The 20977-nt window shown below is 44.1% G+C and carries 21 protein-coding genes; 15 read left to right on the top strand and 6 right to left on the bottom strand.

Features of this window, described 5'->3' with window-relative positions; genetic code table 11:
- Positions 1–531: 531 nt before the first annotated feature.
- The 3 genes from JCM16456_RS08430 (at position 532) to JCM16456_RS08420 (ending at position 2485) form a co-directional block, all read left to right on the top strand.
- Complete coding sequence (locus JCM16456_RS08430) at positions 532–708, top strand: hypothetical protein (protein ID WP_156430484.1); 177 nt, start codon at positions 532–534, stop codon at positions 706–708.
- A gap of 275 nt (positions 709–983) precedes the next feature.
- Positions 984–2090, top strand: coding sequence for an adenosylhomocysteinase (locus tag JCM16456_RS08425; protein WP_068713796.1), 1107 nt, complete (start codon positions 984–986; stop codon positions 2088–2090).
- A 47-nt stretch (positions 2091–2137) separates the two neighbouring features.
- Positions 2138–2485: a hypothetical protein gene (locus tag JCM16456_RS08420; RefSeq protein WP_156430483.1), complete on the top strand. Its 348-nt coding sequence runs from the start codon at positions 2138–2140 to the stop codon at positions 2483–2485.
- Between the two features lie 98 nt (positions 2486–2583).
- Here the strand turns inward: JCM16456_RS08420 and JCM16456_RS08415 are convergent, their stop codons facing one another.
- Positions 2584–3612 carry an L-lactate dehydrogenase gene (locus JCM16456_RS08415; protein WP_197655201.1) on the bottom strand — a complete coding sequence of 343 codons (1029 nt, stop codon included), beginning with the start codon at positions 3610–3612 and terminating at the stop codon, positions 2584–2586.
- A 313-nt stretch (positions 3613–3925) separates the two neighbouring features.
- On the opposite strand from JCM16456_RS08415, the gene JCM16456_RS08410 reads away from it, so the two are divergent.
- From JCM16456_RS08410 to JCM16456_RS08390, 5 genes are all read left to right on the top strand, one after another.
- Positions 3926–4768 carry a mechanosensitive ion channel family protein gene (locus JCM16456_RS08410; RefSeq protein WP_068713793.1) on the top strand — a complete coding sequence of 281 codons (843 nt, stop codon included), beginning with the start codon at positions 3926–3928 and terminating at the stop codon, positions 4766–4768.
- Positions 4769–5123: 355 nt separating this feature from the next.
- Positions 5124–6104 carry an oxygen-dependent tRNA uridine(34) hydroxylase TrhO gene (gene trhO, locus JCM16456_RS08405; protein ID WP_068713792.1) on the top strand — a complete coding sequence of 327 codons (981 nt, stop codon included), beginning with the start codon at positions 5124–5126 and terminating at the stop codon, positions 6102–6104.
- A 458-nt stretch (positions 6105–6562) separates the two neighbouring features.
- Positions 6563–7678: a CdaR family transcriptional regulator gene (locus JCM16456_RS08400; protein WP_068713791.1), complete on the top strand. Its 1116-nt coding sequence runs from the start codon at positions 6563–6565 to the stop codon at positions 7676–7678.
- Positions 7679–7815: 137 nt separating this feature from the next.
- A complete protein-coding gene (locus JCM16456_RS08395) occupies positions 7816–9084 on the top strand; it encodes a GntP family permease (protein ID WP_068713790.1) in 1269 nt (422 codons plus the stop codon).
- 14 nt (positions 9085–9098) lie between these two features.
- Positions 9099–10238, top strand: a complete 1140-nt coding sequence (locus tag JCM16456_RS08390; protein ID WP_068713789.1) for a glycerate kinase — start codon at positions 9099–9101, stop codon at positions 10236–10238.
- Between the two features lie 126 nt (positions 10239–10364).
- Here JCM16456_RS08390 and JCM16456_RS08385 read toward each other — a convergent pair whose 3' ends face one another.
- Complete coding sequence (locus tag JCM16456_RS08385) at positions 10365–11534, bottom strand: aminotransferase-like domain-containing protein (protein ID WP_068713788.1); 1170 nt, start codon at positions 11532–11534, stop codon at positions 10365–10367.
- A gap of 113 nt (positions 11535–11647) precedes the next feature.
- Here JCM16456_RS08385 and JCM16456_RS08380 point away from each other — a divergent pair, with 113 nt between their 5' ends.
- Positions 11648–12517, top strand: a complete 870-nt coding sequence (locus JCM16456_RS08380) for an AraC family transcriptional regulator (RefSeq protein WP_068713787.1) — start codon at positions 11648–11650, stop codon at positions 12515–12517.
- A gap of 125 nt (positions 12518–12642) precedes the next feature.
- Positions 12643–13089, top strand: a complete 447-nt coding sequence (locus JCM16456_RS08375) for a hypothetical protein (RefSeq protein ID WP_068713786.1) — start codon at positions 12643–12645, stop codon at positions 13087–13089.
- A 41-nt stretch (positions 13090–13130) separates the two neighbouring features.
- On the opposite strand, the gene JCM16456_RS08370 is transcribed toward JCM16456_RS08375, so the two are convergent.
- Positions 13131–13505 carry a winged helix-turn-helix transcriptional regulator gene (locus JCM16456_RS08370; protein WP_068713785.1) on the bottom strand — a complete coding sequence of 125 codons (375 nt, stop codon included), beginning with the start codon at positions 13503–13505 and terminating at the stop codon, positions 13131–13133.
- Between the two features lie 94 nt (positions 13506–13599).
- Here JCM16456_RS08370 and JCM16456_RS08365 point away from each other — a divergent pair, with 94 nt between their 5' ends.
- From JCM16456_RS08365 to JCM16456_RS08355, 3 genes are all read left to right on the top strand, one after another.
- Positions 13600–14019: a DoxX family protein gene (locus JCM16456_RS08365; RefSeq protein WP_068713784.1), complete on the top strand. Its 420-nt coding sequence runs from the start codon at positions 13600–13602 to the stop codon at positions 14017–14019.
- The gene (locus tag JCM16456_RS08360) at positions 14012–14755 is read left to right on the top strand and encodes an SDR family NAD(P)-dependent oxidoreductase (RefSeq protein WP_068713783.1); all 744 of its coding nucleotides are present in this window, start codon (positions 14012–14014) and stop codon (positions 14753–14755) included. The genes JCM16456_RS08365 and JCM16456_RS08360 overlap by 8 nt, the downstream gene beginning before the upstream one ends.
- Before the next feature lie 65 nt (positions 14756–14820).
- Positions 14821–15456: an NAD(P)-dependent oxidoreductase gene (locus tag JCM16456_RS08355; RefSeq protein ID WP_068713782.1), complete on the top strand. Its 636-nt coding sequence runs from the start codon at positions 14821–14823 to the stop codon at positions 15454–15456.
- A gap of 20 nt (positions 15457–15476) precedes the next feature.
- Here the strand turns inward: JCM16456_RS08355 and pdxR are convergent, their stop codons facing one another.
- Positions 15477–16952 carry a MocR-like pyridoxine biosynthesis transcription factor PdxR gene (pdxR, locus tag JCM16456_RS08350; RefSeq protein WP_068713781.1) on the bottom strand — a complete coding sequence of 492 codons (1476 nt, stop codon included), beginning with the start codon at positions 16950–16952 and terminating at the stop codon, positions 15477–15479.
- A gap of 95 nt (positions 16953–17047) precedes the next feature.
- Between pdxR and JCM16456_RS08345 the strand changes: the two genes are divergently transcribed.
- Complete coding sequence (locus tag JCM16456_RS08345; protein WP_068713780.1) at positions 17048–17764, top strand: GNAT family N-acetyltransferase; 717 nt, start codon at positions 17048–17050, stop codon at positions 17762–17764.
- A gap of 120 nt (positions 17765–17884) precedes the next feature.
- Entirely contained in the window at positions 17885–18817 is a 933-nt protein-coding gene (locus JCM16456_RS08340; RefSeq protein WP_068713779.1) for a DMT family transporter, read from the top strand.
- 101 nt (positions 18818–18918) lie between these two features.
- Here the strand turns inward: JCM16456_RS08340 and JCM16456_RS08335 are convergent, their stop codons facing one another.
- Both JCM16456_RS08335 and JCM16456_RS08330 read right to left on the bottom strand, forming a co-directional pair.
- Entirely contained in the window at positions 18919–19662 is a 744-nt protein-coding gene (locus JCM16456_RS08335) for an SDR family oxidoreductase (RefSeq protein ID WP_068713778.1), read from the bottom strand.
- Positions 19663–19790: 128 nt separating this feature from the next.
- Entirely contained in the window at positions 19791–20957 is a 1167-nt protein-coding gene (locus JCM16456_RS08330) for an MFS transporter (protein WP_068715985.1), read from the bottom strand.
- Positions 20958–20977: the final 20 nt, after the last annotated feature.

Here is a 20977-nt window from a genome sequence, read left to right as displayed (position 1 = left end):
CATTGTCGGGATTGCGACATAAACTGACAGTTGATTTGCTCGTTAAATAAAGTTTTTTCCTCTAAATAACCGTTCCTAATGATGCTCTAATTTTACTCATCAGGTAGATGCTGATAAGCAGCCCCTCTTCGCCAAGGAGGGGGAGCGTGTGAGACTGTGTGTCCTATTGATATGCAATAAATAGTTGGTTTTTGATTTAAGAAAATAGAAAATACTCCGTTTTATTTATAGGGTTAATTGTCATTTATTGGTCAGATTAAAGTAATAATAAACAAAAGATCTTGCTGCCATAAATATTACTTCTGTTTACTAATAGACGTGTTTATTAATTTGCATTAATTTTTTAATTCATTTATATCAGCAACTTACAATGCTGCCTTCATGATGTTTTTCATTGCGTTTTATTGAGTAAGTTATTTTTACTGGCAAAATAACTCCTAATCTGTATAATAGTCGGTGTTCAACGAAAATATTTTTGAGAAGGAGTATTTGTTGACCCACGAAACTAAATATTAAAAGGAGTATATGGGTATGGTTTTATTTTCTAATAACGAAATTGATAATGTGAATGTCGACACTCAACGTTTTATTGAGCAGACATTTGCTTACTTTTCTATGTCTCGAGAAGAGCTAGAACAGCTTGACGAGCCTGCAGACAGTCTTAATCAAGACGCTAACAACAGCGACGCTGCTTTTCCTCATTGGTAAGTTCTTTTCTTCAATTCCTGTTTTGTTGTGATGATTTATCCATCATCAATGCGTGATGCTTCTAGCGCACTTTCTTTGTCTAAAAAATGAGCTAATGTTTCAGCCTTATTACTTTACTGTTAAAGATCTCGAGTGGTCGGGTTGCCTTCATTTGCATCACAATCTTTGGCGAGTATGCTGCGCGACGCTTAAAAGTGCGGTATTATGCAATCAATTGATTTGAAAGCGATTTAATTACCTAGTTTGGTATGATAAGTCATTTGATTGGAGCCCTCATGTATAAGGATTTTGCAGCGGAACTCAATTGGACTGCATTGCACATGACTCGCACTCGACGTGCCATAAATGAACTGCCTGATCTGACAGGAGTTCGCCTTGCTTGCAATATGCATTTAGATTTAAAGATGATTCCTTTAGTCGAAGGGTTACTTAATAAAGGGGCGAGTATTTATCTCACCACGTGCAATCCGACGACAGTGCAAGATGAAGTAGTCGCATACCTTAAAAGTAAAGGAGCACAAGGACACGCATGGCGTGATATGGAAGATGACGAGTGGTCTAAATCGTTTGATCTTGCACTTGAATGGCAGCCTACACATCTTTGCGAAATGGGCGCAGACCTAACCACACGATTGCATGAAAAGGCCGATGGCCCAACCATTGTTGCCGGCTTAGAAGCCACTGGGTCAGGTATCAGTCGTCTTGGTAGTGTTCACCCGCGCTATCCTATTTTTAACTGGGATGATCTTCCGGTGAAAGAAGGTTTGCACAATCGTCATATGGTGGGATTAACCGCCTGGCACACCTTTTTCCAAACTACGCACCTTACACTACATGAAAAAGTGGTGATCGTGATTGGCTATGGTCTTGTAGGTCAAGGAACAGCGGCTGCCGCGAAAGCTTATGGTGGACAGGTCAAAATCGTGGAAACCAATCCAGCTCGAGCTCTTCAGGCGAAATACGATGGTTGGTCAGTGGTCGAGATGAGTGATGCCGCTCAATACGGTGATGTGTTCGCTACTGCAACTGGCGCACATGATGTGATTACAGCGAAGCACCTAGACGCAATGCCAGATGGCGTATTTATTCTTAATGTGGGCCATGTAGCAAAAGAGATTGATGTCGGTTATCTCAAATCACACGCGGTTCATAGTGAGCCTATGCCATATATCAACGCCTATTGTTTGGATGGTAAAACCGTTTACTTACTCGCCGATGGATCCATGTTTAATTTGACCGCTGGTTTTGGCGATAGCCTCAACGCCTTTGATGTGACGTTGGCTGTTATGGCATCAGGGATCGGCCATATTGTTGGTGTTGGATCAGACTATGACCCTGGTGTGTATCTATTACCAGAATCGGCTTGGATGCCAGTGCTGTAGTAAAAAACGGTTGGATGATTTTCAATAAATCCGAAATAGTAGAGTGAATGAGTGGCATGAAAAATTTGGCGGTAAAGGTTGTTTTGTTTATCTGTGTGGCGAATGTGATTTCATTATTGGCACTGATGACCATCACACATTATACAACGCTACTGACTTTGACCCATGCCGCGGATTATTCGTTTGTGCTAATGATTTGGTTTTGGGTTCTTACCACGATGTTCTATCTGGTTCAGCCGGGTACAAGTAGTACATTTCAAATTGCCGGTGACAGTACGGTACAAAGAATCGATGAATTGCGCCAAGTGGCTCATCTTCATCTTAATGTCTGTTTAAAGTTGTTTCTTTCTAGCCTTCCTGCCGCGCTATTTTGTTTGCTTTCCATAGAGATTTAACTTTTTGAAAAGGCGAACAAATTGAACGTTCAACTAGTTAAAAAAGAGAACCTAAGTGGGTTCTCTTTTATTTTAGTGGATTTTTCGTGCAAGTATGATTACTCGCACAGTTCTTCATTATTGAATGAGGCCATCATCTGCTGATTCACCCGTTTAAGTAGTTGAAGCGATTGTTTGAATTCCGCCAGCTCATGTTCTTCAAGATGGTAGGTGACCAGTTCTTTAATTCCGTTGCAGGTAATTACTGCTGGGACGCCAGTGTAGACATCAGACTCACCATATTCGCCATTGAGCATCACCGATACAGGCATGACGGTATTACTATCGCGCACAATTGCCTTTATCATTCGTGCTGCTACTGCCGCTATACCGAAATTAGTAGCGCCTTTAGCATGCACAATTTTATAGGCGATTTGGCTTATTTCCTGTTGCACTTTGTGGATATCAATCCCTTGCAAACGTTCAGGATTGTCATGCAGGATTTCACTAAATTTCTTGGCACCGACGGTAACTTGGCTCCATGGAATCATCTGTGAATCGCCGTGTTCACCTAAGCACATGGCTTCCACGCTACGCGGATCTACGCCCATGGTGTCTGCCAAAAAATGCCTTAAGCGAGCGGAGTCTAGCGATGTTCCTGTTCCCATGACTCGGTGGGGAGGCAAGCCTGAAAGTTTGTGCACCAAGTAGGAAATAGCATCGACGGGATTGGTAATAACGATAAAGATGCCAGCAAAACCACTTTGCATCACTTGCGGAACAATATCGCTTACGATGCGTGATGCTTTATCAAGCATATCAAGGCGAGTAGTGACGCCAACATTGGGCGCTGAAACGGAAAGAACCACAATATCGGCATCTATACAGTCACTGTAATCACCCGCATAAATGTTCATGCGGTTTTCAGAGAAGCCTAGTGAGTGTTTTAAATCTTCCGCTTCCGCCCAAGCTTTTTCTTTGAGGTGATCGATCAGTATCAATTCATCACAAAGATTGCCGATGGTGAGATGGTGTGCCAAGGCACAGCCCACATGACCCATACCGATAATGGCCAATTTACTTTGACTCAAGCTCATTGTCACTCCTGTTTGTCTTGCTACTTTGATGCTGTCTGCTTCAAAGTTCATTCCTTTACTCTAGGGTAATTTGTTACCTAAACACTGGTTATGTTAACCGAATCACAACGGAGAAAATCGGCTAATGCCATTTTGAGTTATACCTAAGGTGTAAACTCTTTAATACAAAACTGGATGAATAAATGACAGTTTGAGGGAGAAAAACAGTCGGCTTTACTGGCGTTAAGTATAACCGCTCGAAACCTGTGGTGTTTATCCATTGCTATATCAGATATGCTTAATATTGTGTTGTTGAATCGTTAGCGAAGCGTTCGAGCATTATGGATGAAGCTTCGTTTTATTATGAGGATTTACCGGAGAAAATATGGACGCAATAATCGATTTTTATACAAATCACCAATTGGTGATTGTCGAGACGCTAAGGAACTTAGTCTTGGCGGTGGTGATTTTGTTTATCGCTGTTGTAATGGCCAAGTTGGTACGCAAGGGCGTTATGGCGAGCTTTATGAAAATTAGCAACGGTGACGAACTTGTATCTCGACTGTTTGCTCGTGTAGCGTCATATGCCATCTATCTATTGGCACTGGTCATCATTTTGGATCTTTTTGGTGTAAATACGACAAGTTTGGTGGCTTTAGTTGGTGCAACAGGCTTGGCAATAGGTCTAGCGCTTAAAGATACGTTAAGTAATATTGCTGCAGGTATTATGCTGCTGATTCTTAAGCCAATCAAAAAAGGTGAGTTTGTTGAATACGCGGGTTTTTCCGGTACCGTACGTGATATTGGTTTGTTCACGACTATTTTGGAAACGGGGGATGGCCTCTACATTTCGAGTCCAAACCGTGTCGTATCGGGGGCAACAATTAAAAACTACACCCGTAATAGTCGTCGCCGTATGGACATCACGGTGGGGATTTCATACGAAGATTCCATTGAAACGGGTTTAAATGTACTAAAAGAACTGGCTCTGAGCCACGAAGCTGTACTCCAAGATCCTGCACCAAAAGTGCTTGTACAAATGTTGGCCGACAGTTCAGTGAATCTGCAATTGCGAGCTTGGTGTACGGTCGATACATACTGGGATACGTACTGGAGTATTCAGCGTCAGGTTAAACCCAAAATTGAAGAAGCGGGCTTGTCTATTCCATTCCCACAACGCGATGTGCATCTTACTGTGACCAATAAAGAAGGGGTAACTCTTAACTAATTAACATCGCCGCTTTTCTGAGCGGCGATCTCCCTTCGCTTTTATTTCCTGTCTATTCAGTGCAGTTCTTATGTCTTTTTGCTGAATTGTTATCATTTTATACCCAAGTAACCTCAATATGCTGTTTCAGCGCGAATGTATTCGCTTATAGGCAAGGAACCGATTTGAATACATAGTTATTCTACGTAGAAAATATAACTATCTAATTTATATGGACTTAAATGAAGGTTGTATAAAAAGACAAGCTTTACCCTTAACAACTGTCCGTGTTTGTCTCTGCATTGCTACGCTATACTTCGCCATAATGAAATAAAGAGCATGGGACGGTATATCCTGTGCACGAATAGGTAAGAAAATGACAGATTACGTAGTGTGCGCGTTGTACAAGTTTGTACGTCTTGAAGATTATGTTGAACTTCGTGAGCCACTGAAAACATTGATGGAAGAGCATCAAATCCGCGGTACTTTGCTGCTGGCTAATGAAGGCATTAACGGCACAGTAGCATCAACCCGCGAGGGTATTAATGCTTTGCTGGCATGGTTTAAATCCGATTCTCGTTTGGCTGACATCGTTTACAAAGAGTCATTCGATAAAGAGCAGCCATTTAACCGTACTAAAGTAAAACTGAAAAAAGAGATCGTTACCCTAGGTGTAGAAGGCATTGACCCTCGCCATGTGGTTGGAACATATGTAAAACCCAAAGAATGGAATCAACTGATTTCTGATCCAGAAGTATTTGTGGTTGATACACGTAACGATTATGAAATCTCGATTGGCACGTTCCAAAACGCAGTCAACCCTAAAACAGAATCGTTTCGTGAGTTTCCTCAGTATGTTGCTGAACATATGGATCCGAGCAAAAACAAGAAAGTTGCGATGTTCTGTACCGGTGGTATCCGCTGCGAAAAATCCACCGCTTTTCTGAAAGAGCAGGGCTTTGATGAGGTGTATCACTTAGAAGGTGGTATTCTCAAATATCTTGAAGAAGTGCCAGAAGAAGAGAGCTTATGGAAAGGGGATTGTTATGTGTTCGATGGACGCGTAGCGGTCAATCATCAGCTTGAGAAAAGCGATTACGATATGTGTAACGCATGTCGTTTGCCAATTACGCATGAAGACACCTTGTCACCTAAATATGAGAAAGGGGTAAGTTGCCCACACTGCTTTGATAAGCACTCTGATGAGCAAAAAGCCCGTTTTCGTGAACGTGAAAAGCAAGTGCAATTGGCTACTCAACGCGGTGAAGTGCATGTAGGCGGTGCCGCCGATGATGTGATTTTGCAGCGTCGCCAAGAGAAATTGGCCCGTAAAGAGCAGCAGCGTAAAGCAAAATAAGTTTATTTCAGTTCAATATTTTTAATCCCTGCATAATTGTATGCGGGGATTTTTTTTGTTGTAAAAAAGCAATCTGATATTAATCAAGTAAAAGTATTTGTTATTATTTTAGGAGTTTATGTCTATCTTATTATTGTTTTTTATTTATCGGATTTGTATTATTAATAATATTATCTTTACTGTTTTTGATTATTTATAACAAGTTGTTTTTGATTAAAATCATAACTGTTTTGTGCGTTAATATTTGTGTTATTTTGCATGTTAATTTTTTCAATCACAAAGTGAGATCTAGATTTCATATTTATAATTTCATTGTAAATATGTTTGGTATCATGGGTTCGAATGTATATTATCCACCCCCGCAAAAATCAAGCTTCAATCTAAACATGGATTTTGAATGATATCCAAGTTGTTTTTAGGGTATCTCTAGTCTGTTTTAACAAGTATGAGAGGTGGGTATGCAGCTTAATGAATACACGGCTGGGAAAATTGTTGAACGTTCTTACGCTATCGTTGGTTTTCCGATTAATGTAATGAATAATAAAGGAATTATTGTGGCTTCGTCTGACCTGGAACGCATTAATACCGTGCATGATGGCGCGGTAGAAGTGTTGCGTACCGGCAATGTGGTTAAGCTGGATAAGGCGGCTGCAAAACTTATCCAAGGAGCGAAAGAGGGCATTAATATTCCGATTGTCTTTCAAAATGAAATAATCGGAGTTATTGGCGTTGGTGGCCCGATACAGGTGGTGGAAGAGCTAGCTCAATTAGTCAATATGGCAACTGAACTCATATTGGAAAACCTCGACCTAGTGTCAAAATTACATACTGACCGAAAGTATAAAGAGGATCTACTCGAGTTGCTTATCAAACCAAATCATCCAGATAATGATTACATCGATAATCTTTCTCAGTTTATTAAATATGATTTAACTGGAAATAAAGTGGTGGGGATTATAAAAATTAGCAATGTGGAAATAATGACGGCAACATTATTTCAAGAACTGATTGATGAAATATACATGTACGATAAAGGATTGTTAGTGAGTACATTCTCTATGTTTAAGCGGGAAATTGTAGTACTTAAAAATAGCGATAAAAATAATACATTATGGATTAAAGACCTCGTGCGTTACATGGAAAATCATAAAGGGTTAGCCATACGAGCGGCGTTAGGTGGGGGATTCCCTGAGTTAGATGGCATTGCGCTCTCGTACCAAACAGCCCGTCTAGCAATCGAAAACCGCATGGATGCACGTAAAAAAGTGGTCTGTTATAGCGATGATATTGTGAAGTATCAATTTGGCACTTTAGAGAATGCACCTTGGGTGAAAGCGCAGTTACGCCATCCATTAACAGAGCTTGAAAGTGTCGATCCCACCTTGGTTTTGGTTCTCACAATCAAGACGTACTTAATGCAGAATTGTGATCAGCAACAAACGTGCAAGAAGTTAGGTATTCATCGAAATACACTTCGATATCGTTTAACACGCATTGGTGAAATAACATCATTAGATTTCAATAAGTTAAGTGACTTGTTCAAGATGTATGCAGCGATTAACTATTATGCATAAGCACAATGCAATTTGTGCAACCACACAAAATATTTGGCCATTTGAATGTCCGTGTATGTCACTTTGAACATTGAGCACTTTTAGGCCTGCCCAATATCATGCATCGCATAAAACCCTACACCATAAAAGGAATAACCATGATAGAAGTATCAACACTAGGTGCTTTCACGGCCCTTATCGTTGCGATTGTTTTGATATTGAAAAAAGTTCCGCCTGCGTACGGAATGATTCTGGGGGCGCTGATTGGCGGGCTTGTGGGCGGTGTGTCACTGATTGATACAGTGCAACTGATGATTCATGGTGCCCAAGGTATTGTCACTGCAGTGTTACGTATTCTTGCGGCGGGTGTTTTGGCTGGCGTATTGATTGAATCAGGCGCAGCCACTTCGATTGCAGAAACCATCGTCAACAAAGTAGGAGAGACACGAGCATTATTGGCGCTTGCTATCGCGACCATGATTTTGACCGCGGTTGGCGTATTTGTTGATGTAGCTGTTATCACTGTAGCGCCAATCGCTCTGGCGATTGGTCGTCGTGCAGACTTATCTAAAACAGCGATTTTATTGGCAATGATCGGCGGTGGTAAAGCAGGGAACGTGATGTCACCTAACCCAAATGCGATTGCAGCATCGGATGCGTTTCATGTGCCACTTACCTCTGTCATGATGGCAGGTATTATTCCGGGTTTATGCGGTTTGGTCTTTGCGTATTGGCTAGCAAGAAAATTGGTTAACAAAGGCGACAAAGTTCAAGAGCATGAAGTCATTAACCACAGTCGAGGCGCTTTACCTCATTTTGCGTGCGCGATTCTTGCGCCTATCGTTGCGATTGTCACCTTGGCTCTTCGTCCTTTAGCGGGTATCAATGTCGACCCCATGATTGCGCTACCTTTAGGCGGTATTGTTGGGGCACTTGCGATGAAACGTACCAAAGAGATTAATGACTTTGCGGTGTCTGGACTATCACGCATGGCACCCGTGGCGATTATGCTGCTCGGTACGGGTACTTTGGCGGGTATCATTGCCAACTCAGGGTTAAAGGCAGGTCTTATTGAGGCATTAAATGGCTTGGGTTTGCCAAGTTACTTATTAGCCCCTTTCTCAGGTGCTTTGATGTCACTTGCTACAGCATCAACAACCGCTGGGACCGCTGTCGCTTCAAATGTATTCAGTTCGACTATTCTTGAATTGGGCGTGCCGGCATTGGCTGGTGCGGCGATGATTCATGCGGGTGCTACGGTGTTGGATCACATGCCACACGGCAGCTTCTTCCATGCAACAGGTGGGGCGGTAAACATGAGTATTGGTCAACGATTGAAACTTGTCCCTTATGAATCATTGGTCGGCTTAATGATCAGTTTTGTATCGGTATTACTGTTTGGCGTATTTAACGTGTTTGGCCTGTAAGAGTGGAGAAAAAGATGAAAATTGTTATTGCACCTGATTCATTCAAAGAGAGCTTAACCGCGTTGCAAGTGGCAGACAGTATTGAACGTGGCATTCGCAAAGTCATCCCAAATGCAGAGATCGTTAAAGTTCCTATGGCTGATGGTGGTGAAGGAACGGTTCAGTCGCTGATAGACTCCAGTCAAGGAACGATTGTGAAAGCGAAAGTGATTGGTCCTATGGGTAATCAGGTTCAAGCATATTTTGGTTTGATGGGCAATTCACACACGGCTGTGATTGAAATGGCATCTGCGTCTGGTATCCATCTTGCAGAGCCTGAAAATCGTAATCCACTGATTACCACAACCTTTGGTACAGGTCAGTTGATTAAAGCTGCATTAGATTTGGAAGTGAATCACCTGATTCTCGGCATCGGTGGGAGCGCAACCAATGACGCTGGTATGGGCATGTGCCAAGCATTAGGCATTCAATTTCTTGATAAAGAAGGAAACTCATTAGGCTATGGCGGCGGTGAGTTAGATAAACTTGACAAAATTGATCTCTCTAATCTTGATCCACGCTTAGCCAATGTGACCTTAGAAGTTGCATGTGATGTCACCAATCCGCTATGTGGTCCTACTGGCGCTTCTCATGTGTTTGGCCCTCAAAAAGGGGCGACGCCCGAGATGATTACTCGTCTCGATGCCAACCTTGCTCACTTTGCTGATGTGGTTCTAGAGCAACTGGGCGTTGATGTGAAAAATATTCCAGGCGCTGGTGCTGCAGGTGGTCTTGGTGCAGCCCTTTACGGTTTGTTAAACGCAACCATGAAACCGGGCATTGATATTGTGATTGAGGCGACTCAATTAGAACAAGCGATTCAAGGTGCTGACGTGGTGATCACTGGTGAAGGCCGCATTGATAGCCAAACGATTCATGGCAAAACACCAAGCGGTGTCGCTAAGGTATGTAAAGCCGCCAACATTCCAGTGATAGGTATTGCTGGCTGCTTGTCTCCTGATTGTGCCGTTGTTCATGACTACGGTATCGATGCCGTTTTCGATGTTGTACCTGGGGCAACCGATCTACAAGGAGCATTGCAAAATGCGTCAAGTAACCTCGAACTGACGGCACGTAATGTGGCAGCACTATTAGTGATGTTTCATCAGCGATAGATGCAGCAACACGATCCTTACCGTTTTTTGTTTCTACGTAGGGCCTATGTTTTTTTAGGCTCTTTTATTCTCTATAAAATTCAAATCATTATATAAAATAACGCATGGTTAAGACCTGTTGGATTTTCAGTAGATGGCAAAGGGAAATGTTGTCTTATCCAACACTTCAGCAATCCTCTGTACTGCGGTGACTAGCTCCTCTGGATTGGCATTGGTAAAATTAAGGCGCAGCGCCGATGGTGCTTGGCTCGACGGTGGATAAAACACCGGGCTGGGTACGACGGCCACTTGATTCGCGAGTAAGGTTTTCGCCAAGGCAAAAGTATCGCATTGCGGTAGGGTGACCCACACAAACATTCCGCCTTCTGTCGCGTTAACGTGGCATCCTTGTGGCAAATACGTTTGCAGCGCCTCAAACAACGTGTCATAGCGAGAACGGTATAACTCGCGAATTTTGCCAATATGGTCGGCAAATTCTGGGTGTTGTAATAACCCCAAAATGATGGCTTGCACTGGCAGGCTAGAGTGCAAATCAGCTCCTTGTTTTACTTTAATCAGTGGCGCGATGTAACTTCTTTTACCACTGACTGTGCCAAAGCGCAGGCCAGGTGAAGCCACTTTCGACATGGAACGTAAGACAATCGAGAGATCTGGACAAAAATCAGAAACTAAAGGAAGAGGTGTGCCAGCAAAACGTAGCTCTCGATAAGGGGCATCTTCAATGAACACAACCTGATATTGGTTACACAGCTTTGCCACTTGCTGGCGTCTTTCCAGCGACCAACTTACCCCGGTTGGGTTGTGAAAATCAGGCACCGCATAGAACATCTTTGGTGCTGCGGTTTTAAAACAGAGCTCTAACTCCTCAATGTTAGGACCCCATCTATCTTGCGATACAGTAACTAAATTGGCTTGGGCTAGGCCAAATACTTGCATGGCTCCTAGATAGCACGGCGCTTCCATGGCCACGGTATCGTTGGGATTAACGTAAGCACGCGCGATGAGATCTAATCCTTGCTGCGAACCGGTACAGGTGATCACTTGATGTGTGTCTGGCAGTTGATACGCCGCCGTTAAGTATTCGATAAGTGGTGGATAGCCCGCAGTCGGCCCATATTGAAAGACATCGCGCAGGGTAGTTAAAGCATCAATGGTGGGCTTCATCAGATGAAGGGGAAAAGTCTGTTCGTCGGGCAATCCGCCTGCCAATGAAATCACCTTTTTATCGCTGGCTGCTGCGAGGATTTCTCTTATATAAGAGGGCTGTATCTGTTGAACCGCTTGTGCAATTTCCATAAAACTCTCAAATGGTGAATGTGGATGGTTTTGTCATAGTAATGACTATTGGCAAACCAAGTCGGTCCATATATGCTCACTAACATGTCCATTTATGCTATTTGGTGTGAATAATGAACAAGCTCCAACAGTCACGGATAAACGACGTGCTGTTTTATATCCATCAAGACATCAGTCGAGATTTAACGGCGCGCGTGTTAGCTAATGTCGCCTCTTATTCAGAGCAGCATTTTCATCGCACTTTTCAACAGGTTGTTGGCGAATCGGTTAACCAATACATTCGGCGCATTCGGATGGAATATGCAGCGAACCAGTTGATGTTTGACCCACATACCCCCGTGATCGATATCGTCAATAAGTGCGGATTTAGCTCAGCCTCCTCATTTAATCGCGCGTTTAAAAGTGTGTTTGCGATGTCGCCGCGCGATTGGCGTAAACACGATTTACAGATGGGTGAAAAGCCCTATCTAAAAGACCCAGAGATTGCCAATGGATATCAACGCGTCGCAAATCGTCTCCTGCCTAATCCCAAAATTGTGGAAGTGCCAAGTCGTACCTCGGCGTATGTTCGCCACACTGGCTATAACCGTTCCATCGCCCATGCATGGTTGTTACTGAAGGCGTGGGCTATGAGTGAAGGGCGTGATTTTTCCATTCAATATGGGCTGCACCATTCCAATCCCGCTTGGGTTGCGTTGGACAATTGCCGTTATGTGGCTTGCATCGAAATCGATAGACCCATTTCGTTACGTGGAGTCGTGAACCAATTTGTTATCCCCGGTGGATTACACGCGGTTTTTCGACTGCGTGGCATTTATGGTGAGCTTTTACCGCAACTGAGCGCCATACTTGAAGATTGGTTACCCAAATCTGGTTTTAAGTTACGTTCGACACCCGCTTATGTGCAGTATCATAAAAATCACTTTCTGGATGAAAATGAGCAGTTTGAACTCGACTTTTATTTGCCGATTGGGTTCTTTTGAAAAGAGAGTTGGTAGAGTGCTGAGACGTTGTGGGTGATGGTGTTAATGAAGCTCAGCATTCGCGCCAGTTTGGTGAACTATGATAGACTCCTTCGCGATTTTTCAATGGGTAATACGACAGCGTCATGATAGATAAAACTTTGTTACGTCAGCAACTTCTCGAACTTCTCGCGGCGCAGCGCCAAATTGCCTTTGATGCGGCAAGCAGTGCCCATGATTTAGCCACTCACGAGCAAAGTAAACCGGAAACGCAATACGATACCGTGGGTTTAGAAGCGGCGTATCTTGCCCATGGGCAGTCGCAGCGAGTCGCCGAATGCGATGCGATCATCGCGCGTATCAAGTCATTGGTATTACGAGATTTTACCGAAGAGGATGAAATTGCCATTGGAGCAATTATTACCCTCGATGACAATTCCATGTATTGGCTCTTGCCCGATTGCGGTGGTACTAAACTAAGCGATGGCAAGATGGTGGTTGTTACGCCCCAATCGCCACTAGGCATGCAACTCAAAGGTGCTGGTATTGAAGAGCGTTTAACCGATGGACGAACCGTGGTTGATGTTGAGTAGGGGAAGCGTTTTTACCTGTATCGTTCCTTTTCTATTCAAGCCTACTTATTTTGGTTCGGCTTACGTCCTCTGGTTTCATTTCTCAGTGGCAATGAATCACCGTATTGTTCCCACCATTTGGTCAATGCTTCCATCGTTGGCCCTAAGCCGCGCGCTTTGTCGGTAATCTCATATTCGACTCGTGGTGGTACCTCAGGATAGATGGTACGAGAAACCAAACCATCGGCTTCCAATTCCCTAAGCTGAGTTGTCAACATGTGCTGAGTTATCCCAGGGATCGCTTTACGTAGTTCACCAAAGCGATAAATGCGTTGATTGAGCAGCCACATAATCTCCAGCTTCCACTTTCCCGATAACAGCGAAAATGCTCTGCGCATTTCTTCGTGCATATTGCGTTGATTTTGTTCATTAGTCATATAAATAATACCAACCCATTGAAATTCATCCTACTTGTTAATTTTTCTATTACATAACATTATCGCTGCAAAGTCGAACAACTTAAGGCGATTTATGACCACGATATACACCTATTGGATAAGCACCACCTTGCTCTCATTGCTGTATTTAGCATCAGCAACCCTTTACACAATAAAAACCAATTGGGTAAAGGAGCAGTTCACGGCGTTTGGTTATCCGAGTTATTTAGTAAAACCTTTGATCTTTTGTAAGACGTTAGCCGTGATCGTGGTGATTTCTCGGTTTAACGCCAGCTTAACCGATTTCACTTATGCGGCGATGACATTGCATTTGATGTTAGCCATTGGAGCGCATTGGGGGGTGAAAAAGCCCAAAGAAGCGTTACCAGCCATAGTGGGCGTTCTGCTTATTGCGGCGTCATTTACGACCCAGAATGCGGCACGAAACTTACCGTCAGCCAATAGTGCTGGGGCCTCTTTCATTACTGAAACTGTAGGAAAAAATCATGAATAGATTAATTGGAAAAGTAGCCATTGTCACGGGTGGTAGCAAGGGCATTGGTCGTGCAACGGCCAAACTGTTTGCAGCTGAAGGAGCGTTAGTAGCTGTAGTTTCTCGTTCTCAACACAATGTCGATGCAGTAGTAAACGAAATTGCAGCAGAAGGTGGTCAAGCTCTGGCAATTGCCTGCGATATTAGCGACCTAACTCAAACCCAGGTCGCAATACAACAAGTGGTTGATACCTTTGGTGGCATCGACATTCTTGTGAACAATGCGTTTGATCCCTCTGCGCCATTTTCTTCCGTGCTTGAACTTTCGGTTGAGCAGTTACAACGTAATTTTGAAATCGGTCCAATTGCCTATTTACGTTGGATGCAGGCCGCTTACCCGCATTTGAAAAAGAGTGGTTCGGGTCGAGTAATCAACTTTGGGTCGATGGCTGGCGTCACTGGATTAACAGGGTATGCTCCTTACAACATGGCTAAAGAAGCAGTGCGAGCGTTAACTCGTACCGCTGCTCGTGAATGGGCGGTAGATAACATCACCGTGAATAATATGATGCCAGTTGCCAAAACATGGGGCGATGATGTAGAGCTTCCGCCGCCTGCTTGCCCGTTAGGACGCTATGGTTCACCCGAGGAAGACATCGCACCTGTGGTGCTATTCTTAGCGAGCCAAGATTCACAGTATATGACCGGATACAGTATGACACCGGATGGTGGCTTGCTCATAGATAGTGCTCGATAACCATGCCCAGGAGCCCAAAATTTTCGGGCTCCCTAAACCCATAACTCTGATTATTGGAATGTTTTATGAAAATTACGTTGTTTGGGGCGACTGGCAAAACGGGTCCTTATCTTATTGAAGAAGGATTGAAGCGAGGCCATGAGATCACGGTATTTGCGCGCCAGTCCAGTAGCTTTGATTACGAAAATGTGCGTATTGTACGCGGCGATTTCACTGATGCTATTGATCTGTATGAAGCGATTAACGGCGCGGATGCTGTGCTGTCAGCGCTGGGTCCAACGCAATTTCCTCATCCGAAAGGTGAGCCGATTGCTCATGCAACGCAAGCTATGATAGACATCATGGCGCAAGCTCAGGTGAGGCGTTTGATTGCCGTTTCGACTGGGACAGCTGCTGACCCTGATGATCGCTATGATATGAAGATTCGTCTGCCAGCCATTTTGATTAAGTACCTAATGCCGAGTATTTACCAAGATATCGTGGCACTAGCGCAGGTGATTCGCCAATCCGATCGTGATTGGACAATGGTGAGAGCGGGTTTCTTAACTAACCGAAGTGATTCAAAAGGCATTAATGTCGGCGTGTATGGCAAAACTCGTCATCAACTTGCGCTTAGTCGCTTAGATCTTGCCAAATTTATGTTTGACCAAATTGAGAGCGATACCTATCTAGCGAAAGCTCCGGGGGTAAGCTCTTGTTAACAAGTCATTAGGCTCATAGCCTAATGACTGCTGTGAGCTTGGATTATTTTGGCAAGTGTGGCTATAGATTGAATGATCTTCTCTTTATCTGTGTAGCCATAACCGATAACCAGCCCATGACGTTTTGCGGGCGTGTTGCTGTAGTAGATCGATAGGGCTGTCACGCCAATGCCTTGTCGATTTGCCTCCTCTGCTATGGATTTGTCGTTTAAATCTGCTGAAAGCGTTAGAGTAAGATGCATGCCGGCGCTGCCACCAAGAATCCAGTCACGAGGGAAGTATTGGACAAGCGCGGCTTTTAATACTTTCTGCCGCTCTCGATAAACCCGTCTCATCCGTCCTAAATGGCGACCAAACTCACCGGATGTCATAAAGTCCGCCAACGCCAGTTGTTGAAGTTGATTACCGCTGCTTAACATGGTTTCCAATATGGGGCTGGCTTGATTCATGAGGTTTTTCGGTAGCACCATAAAACCGATTCTTAATGCAGGAAATAGGGTTTTACTAAACGACCCAATGTAGATGACAGGCGCATCTTCGATTAACCCTTGCATACTGGCAATAGGAGAGCCGAAATGACGAAAGTCGCCATCGTAATCATCTTCGATGATCCATGCCCCTATTTTCTGAGCATATTCAATAAGTGCTAAACGCCGCGCAACGGAGAGTACCGCCCCAGTTGGGTATTGATGAGCCGGGGTGGTAAATATCAATTTCGGTGGGTGAGTGTGGGTGGCCTGTGTTGCGTTAACTGCATCAATTCCCTCTTTATCCACTGGGATTGAGACGACAGTTAAACCGCGAATGTTAAGTGCCGATTTAGCTCCAAAATAGCATGGGTCTTCAATCCAAACCGTCTCTTCTGGATTTGTGATTAAAGCAAGGCAGAGATCAAGCGCTTGTTGTGCTCCGGCCGTTATCACGATTTGGTTGGGTTCGCATTTTACTCCTCGTGCAATGTGCAGATGATTGGCAATTGACTGCTTTAACGCTGGAACCCCAAGTGGCTCATGACTCAATAGTGATTGGCGATGAAGTTGTTTGGTCGTTCGTTCCAACGAGCGACGCCAAGCGGCAATGGGAAAATGATCAAGCGCTGGCATTCCCGGAGTAAGAGAGGCCTGTTTTATATCTGAAGTGGGTTTTGAATCTGCTAAATTATGCCACCGCTTAGCGAGGGTTACTGGTGTTGTTTGGGCCTTTTTCACCGAACGTATGCGAGCAGATTGCGCGCTTAAACTGGCAACTTTTGTGCCTTGCTGGTCGGCAATAATATAGCCCTCGGCGGCTAAATGTTCGTAAGCAAGAACAACAGTATTACGCGACACCCCAAGCTCGGTAGCCAAAGTGCGTGAAGAACTGAGCCTTGTGTCTGCGGGTAACCTTCCCGATAAAATCGCCTGCTGTAATCGCTCGACTAATTGTTTATGTAGGGAGATCTTGTCACCCGATGAGGTTTTAGCATTAGGGTCGAGAACGCCGGTAATATCAATCATAGGTGGTACCATAAAATTTGCGCTGACTGGTGCTTTTTATCATACCAGTATTTTTCTATGTTAGTTGCATTGTTACAACAAAACAGGAAAGTGAAGTGACTGCACGACTTAATGAATTTCAGCAACCTATTGGTTTCGATTTAACTGGATGGACGGCAGCAAAGCAGCCAGAAAAAACAACGTTATCTGGGCACTTTTGCCGCTTGGAACGCTTAAATGTTGCTCAACATGCCGAAGAGCTGTATGAAGCATTTCAAGATAGTCCCGATGGTCGCCACTGGACTTATCTGCCTTATGGCCCATTTCACTCAAGTGATGAGTACCGAGAGTTTTTACTGACGATGGAAGGGCTAAGCGATCCTTTTCACTATGCCGTGATTGACCGTTCGACTAACAAAGCGGTTGGTACGGTATCACTTATGCGTATTGATACCGCCAATGGTGTAATCGAAATCGGTCATGTGGTGTATTCCCCCCGCATGCAACGAACACCGCTTTCAACAGAGGTTATGGCGCTGTTATCCAAGTATGTTTTCGAAGAGTTGGGCTATCGCCGTTTAGAATGGAAATGTGATTCTTTAAATGAACCTTCAAGAGCCGCCGCACAACGCTTTGGTTTTACGTTTGAAGGTATTTTCCGTCAACTGCAGGTTACTCAAGGTCGCAACAGAGATACTGCATGGTTTGCATTACTCGATAGCGAATATGATGCCATTAAATCCGCGTATCAAGCATGGCTTGAACCTAATAACTTTGATGAGTTTTGTCATCAAATCAAGAAGTTGTCTGAGTTAATTACCTTATCAAACTGATCAACTTTAAATATTTTTATACCCACTCTTTAGCGAAATCCCGGTCAGTCATTAAGTGATTGATCGGGATTAAAACATTCCTATTTACGACCCTCATCCTTGATGTTGCTTGGAGTAATCATGCATTCCAACTCTATTATGAAAGCCATTGTTCCACTTATTATTTGTACCTTTTTATGGGGAAGTTGTTACCCCATAGGTAAAACCGCATTAGAGGAGATGAGTGCGTTTACCTTAGTCTTTTGGCGATTTGTGATTGCATCTACCTGCTTGATTTTATATTTGTGTGCCGTACGAACGCCGATACCACGCTTGCGGCTCGATCAATGGATTTGGGTGGTGGCGATCAGTGCATCTGGTATTGCTGGCTTCAACCTCATCGTTTTTGTTGGTTTATCTTATACCAGCCCAACCAATGGTTCTCTGATTATGGCATTAAGCCCGATAGTGACTTCCGTTATTGCCAGTGTCGCTGTACGTAAATTACCATCAAAGATTCAATGCGTTAGCTTAGTAATAAGTTTTGTGGGGGTCTTAATAGCCATCACGAATGGACATATTGAAACACTGCGTTCCTTTCGGTTTAATTGGGGTGATCAATTAATACTCTGTGGCATGTTTTCTTGGAGTATTTACACCTATTTCAGTCAGAGTATTAGCCGTTGGATGTTACCGAGTGTTTATACGTTCGTTGGTATGTTCAGTGGCGCTGTAGTGACGGGTATGGTTTGTTTCGCATTACCTTCTGTTCATCCGATCTATGAACTAAAGCTGGCATCCATGTTCAGCGTGTTGGAGGTGGGTTACATCGGACTATTTGGGACCGTACTAGGGTATTTACTTTGGTTGAGCGGTATTCAACGTATGGGCTCTGCAAATGCCTCGGTTTTCTTTAATCTGGTGCCTATTTTTTCTGTTGTCACTTCTTTGGCATTAGGTCAACCCGTGACAGGAATACAATTACTCGGGATTGGAGTCGTTCTTAGTGGTTTACTGTTACCTCGTTTGATCTCTTTCACACAGCGCCGTGGTGTCAATACAGAGTCGGTCTAGTCATAGTATCTGCTGGAGAAAAGGGTATCCCGGGCAAGGCGATACCCTTTATTATTGAAGTGGATTATTTATTCAACAGCTAAGCGATTGAATGATGTCTATTATTCCGGCTGCGCTGTTGGGCGGAATAAGATTTCTGACACATCGACTTCATCAGGTTGTGAGATCGCAAACGCCACCATACGCGCAAAGGCATCAGGAGAAAGACCAAATTCACCGACGATTTTCTTCACGGTTTCTTGGATGTCTTTCTGACTGATATGCTCAAGCAACTCAGTATTGACAGCTCCAGGAGAGATGATGGTGGTGCGCAGGTTGTAAGGTTTCACCTCTTGACGAAGACCTTCTGAAATTGCGCGAACCGCCCATTTAGTACCGCAGTAAACCCCCGCACCTTGAGCAACAATGTGACCATATACAGACGAAACGTTGATGATGTGGCCGGATTTTTGCGCTTGCATGTGTGGCAACGCGGCAGCAATACCGTTCAGAACGCCTTTAATATTGACATCAATCGTCTCGTTCCATTCCGCAATTTGTAAACGTTCAAACGGAGCGAGTGGCATCAACCCTGCGTTGTTAAGAAGAACATCAACGCGACCGTAGTTTTCTACTGCAGTGTCGACCAGTTTTTTAACCTCTTCATGGTTTTTGACGTCAGTAGTTACCGCAGTTGCAATGCCGCCAGCATCAACAATTTCTTTTACGATAACTTCGAGCTTTTCTGCGCGGCGAGCGCCAAGCACCACTTTTGCGCCTTCTGCGGCGAGCAATCTCGCGGTCGCTTCGCCCAGACCAGAGCTAGCACCAGTGATGACAACGACTTTATCTTTAATATTTTGCATAGATACCTCTATTGATAATGAATGATGGTTAAATAAACGGTTTCACATTGACGCGAATAACCAGAGTGTTCCTCTTAATCTTGTATAAGACGGTGAAACCGAGTGGGTATTTGTCGATAAAAACTGCCTTATCGACGGTGAGGAAACGCGTACGTCGAATTGATTTTTACGATCAACAAACTGACGAACAGTAGCCCAGCTAACGTCATTGGTAGTGATGATGTGCCATAGAATTGCAGCAGCACGCCGCCTACGATTCCGCCAAGGGAAATGGCACTATTCCAACTCACTACGGTTAAAGACATTGCCAGTTCAGCCCATTCGCCTGCTGCATCAGCTAATGCGGTATTCAGTAGAGTGGCCGCGCCGCCGAAGGTTAATCCCCAGATGGCGGTTCCAATCAGAATGACATCGGAACTTTTGATAAATAGACTGAAAATGACCGCGACAAGGAAGAAGCACGCCAGTGAAATCAACACCATTTTGCGCAAGTATTTGTCGATCAATTTACCAGTGACGATAATGCCAACTAAAGAGGTGAGACCAAAGATCATCAAGACCCACTGCACATGGCTGTTCATTCCCGATGGCTGAACAAATGGCGCGATGTAGGTATAAAGAATGTTATGCGCAAGCATCCATGTCAGCACCACCGCCAATACAGGTTTAACCCCTTTAATATGCAGTACTTTGCTAAATTCCAATTTCATCTGTTTTGATTGGCCTGCAACGTTAGGTACGCACACGATGATCCAAACAATCAGTAACGCAGACAGCAAAGACATTGCACCAAAGGTTAAACGCCAGCCCAGAACTTGCCCAAGCCAAGTACCTAAAGGAACACCAGCGGAAAGGGCAATCGGAGTGCCCACCATTGCGATTGCCATCGCTTTGCCTTGTTGATAAGGCTCGACGATGCGGCGTGCATAACTCGCCAGTAAGCTCCAAGCTAATCCCGCACAGGCTCCAGCTAAAAAGCGAGCAGTGAAAGTGAGCACTAAGTTGGTTGATAATGCCGTTAAGCTATTAAACAGAATAAAACCAAGCACAGTGGTAAGTAGTACAGTGCGGCGAGACCAAGCGCGGGTGGCAATGGTTAACGGAATCGCGGCAAACAGTGAACCTAATGCATAGGCGGTGACCCACTGGCCTGCTGTCGATAGTGGAATCGCCAACTCATGGCTTATCTCTGGAAGCAAACCTGCTGGGATAGTTTCTGTCATAATGCAGATAAAACCCGTCATGGCAAAGGCGAGCAACGCCATATAAGGCATTGGTTTTTCATGTTTTGTCATGGATATCTCGAAAATAGGTA

This window comes from Vibrio tritonius, from assembly GCF_001547935.1.
GTDB lineage: Bacteria > Pseudomonadota > Gammaproteobacteria > Enterobacterales > Vibrionaceae > Vibrio > Vibrio tritonius.
The sequence above is the reverse complement of the archived record's forward strand: the minus strand, read 5'-3'. Positions and strand labels throughout refer to the sequence as shown.

Excerpts from the sequence above, each read along its gene's own strand:
- JCM16456_RS08365 (WP_068713784.1), top strand. The coding sequence starts at position 13,600 with ATGACCACGATATACACCTATTGGATAAGCACCACCTTGCTCTCATTG.
- JCM16456_RS08335 (WP_068713778.1), bottom strand. The coding sequence starts at position 19,662 with ATGCAAAATATTAAAGATAAAGTCGTTGTCATCACTGGTGCTAGCTCT.
- JCM16456_RS08400 (WP_068713791.1), top strand. The coding sequence starts at position 6,563 with ATGCAGCTTAATGAATACACGGCTGGGAAAATTGTTGAACGTTCTTAC.
- JCM16456_RS08430 (WP_156430484.1), top strand. The coding sequence starts at position 532 with ATGGTTTTATTTTCTAATAACGAAATTGATAATGTGAATGTCGACACT.
- JCM16456_RS08375 (WP_068713786.1), top strand. The coding sequence starts at position 12,643 with ATGATAGATAAAACTTTGTTACGTCAGCAACTTCTCGAACTTCTCGCG.
- JCM16456_RS08330 (WP_068715985.1), bottom strand. The coding sequence starts at position 20,957 with ATGACAAAACATGAAAAACCAATGCCTTATATGGCGTTGCTCGCCTTT.
- JCM16456_RS08385 (WP_068713788.1), bottom strand. The coding sequence starts at position 11,534 with ATGGAAATTGCACAAGCGGTTCAACAGATACAGCCCTCTTATATAAGA.
- JCM16456_RS08360 (WP_068713783.1), top strand. The coding sequence starts at position 14,012 with ATGAATAGATTAATTGGAAAAGTAGCCATTGTCACGGGTGGTAGCAAG.
- JCM16456_RS08370 (WP_068713785.1), bottom strand. The coding sequence starts at position 13,505 with ATGACTAATGAACAAAATCAACGCAATATGCACGAAGAAATGCGCAGA.
- JCM16456_RS08425 (WP_068713796.1), top strand. The coding sequence starts at position 984 with ATGTATAAGGATTTTGCAGCGGAACTCAATTGGACTGCATTGCACATG.
- JCM16456_RS08380 (WP_068713787.1), top strand. The coding sequence starts at position 11,648 with ATGAACAAGCTCCAACAGTCACGGATAAACGACGTGCTGTTTTATATC.
- JCM16456_RS08390 (WP_068713789.1), top strand. The coding sequence starts at position 9,099 with ATGAAAATTGTTATTGCACCTGATTCATTCAAAGAGAGCTTAACCGCG.
- JCM16456_RS08415 (WP_197655201.1), bottom strand. The coding sequence starts at position 3,612 with ATGAACTTTGAAGCAGACAGCATCAAAGTAGCAAGACAAACAGGAGTG.
- JCM16456_RS08355 (WP_068713782.1), top strand. The coding sequence starts at position 14,821 with ATGAAAATTACGTTGTTTGGGGCGACTGGCAAAACGGGTCCTTATCTT.
- JCM16456_RS08410 (WP_068713793.1), top strand. The coding sequence starts at position 3,926 with ATGGACGCAATAATCGATTTTTATACAAATCACCAATTGGTGATTGTC.
- JCM16456_RS08420 (WP_156430483.1), top strand. The coding sequence starts at position 2,138 with ATGAGTGGCATGAAAAATTTGGCGGTAAAGGTTGTTTTGTTTATCTGT.
- pdxR (WP_068713781.1), bottom strand. The coding sequence starts at position 16,952 with ATGATTGATATTACCGGCGTTCTCGACCCTAATGCTAAAACCTCATCG.
- JCM16456_RS08340 (WP_068713779.1), top strand. The coding sequence starts at position 17,885 with ATGCATTCCAACTCTATTATGAAAGCCATTGTTCCACTTATTATTTGT.
- trhO (WP_068713792.1), top strand. The coding sequence starts at position 5,124 with ATGACAGATTACGTAGTGTGCGCGTTGTACAAGTTTGTACGTCTTGAA.
- JCM16456_RS08395 (WP_068713790.1), top strand. The coding sequence starts at position 7,816 with ATGATAGAAGTATCAACACTAGGTGCTTTCACGGCCCTTATCGTTGCG.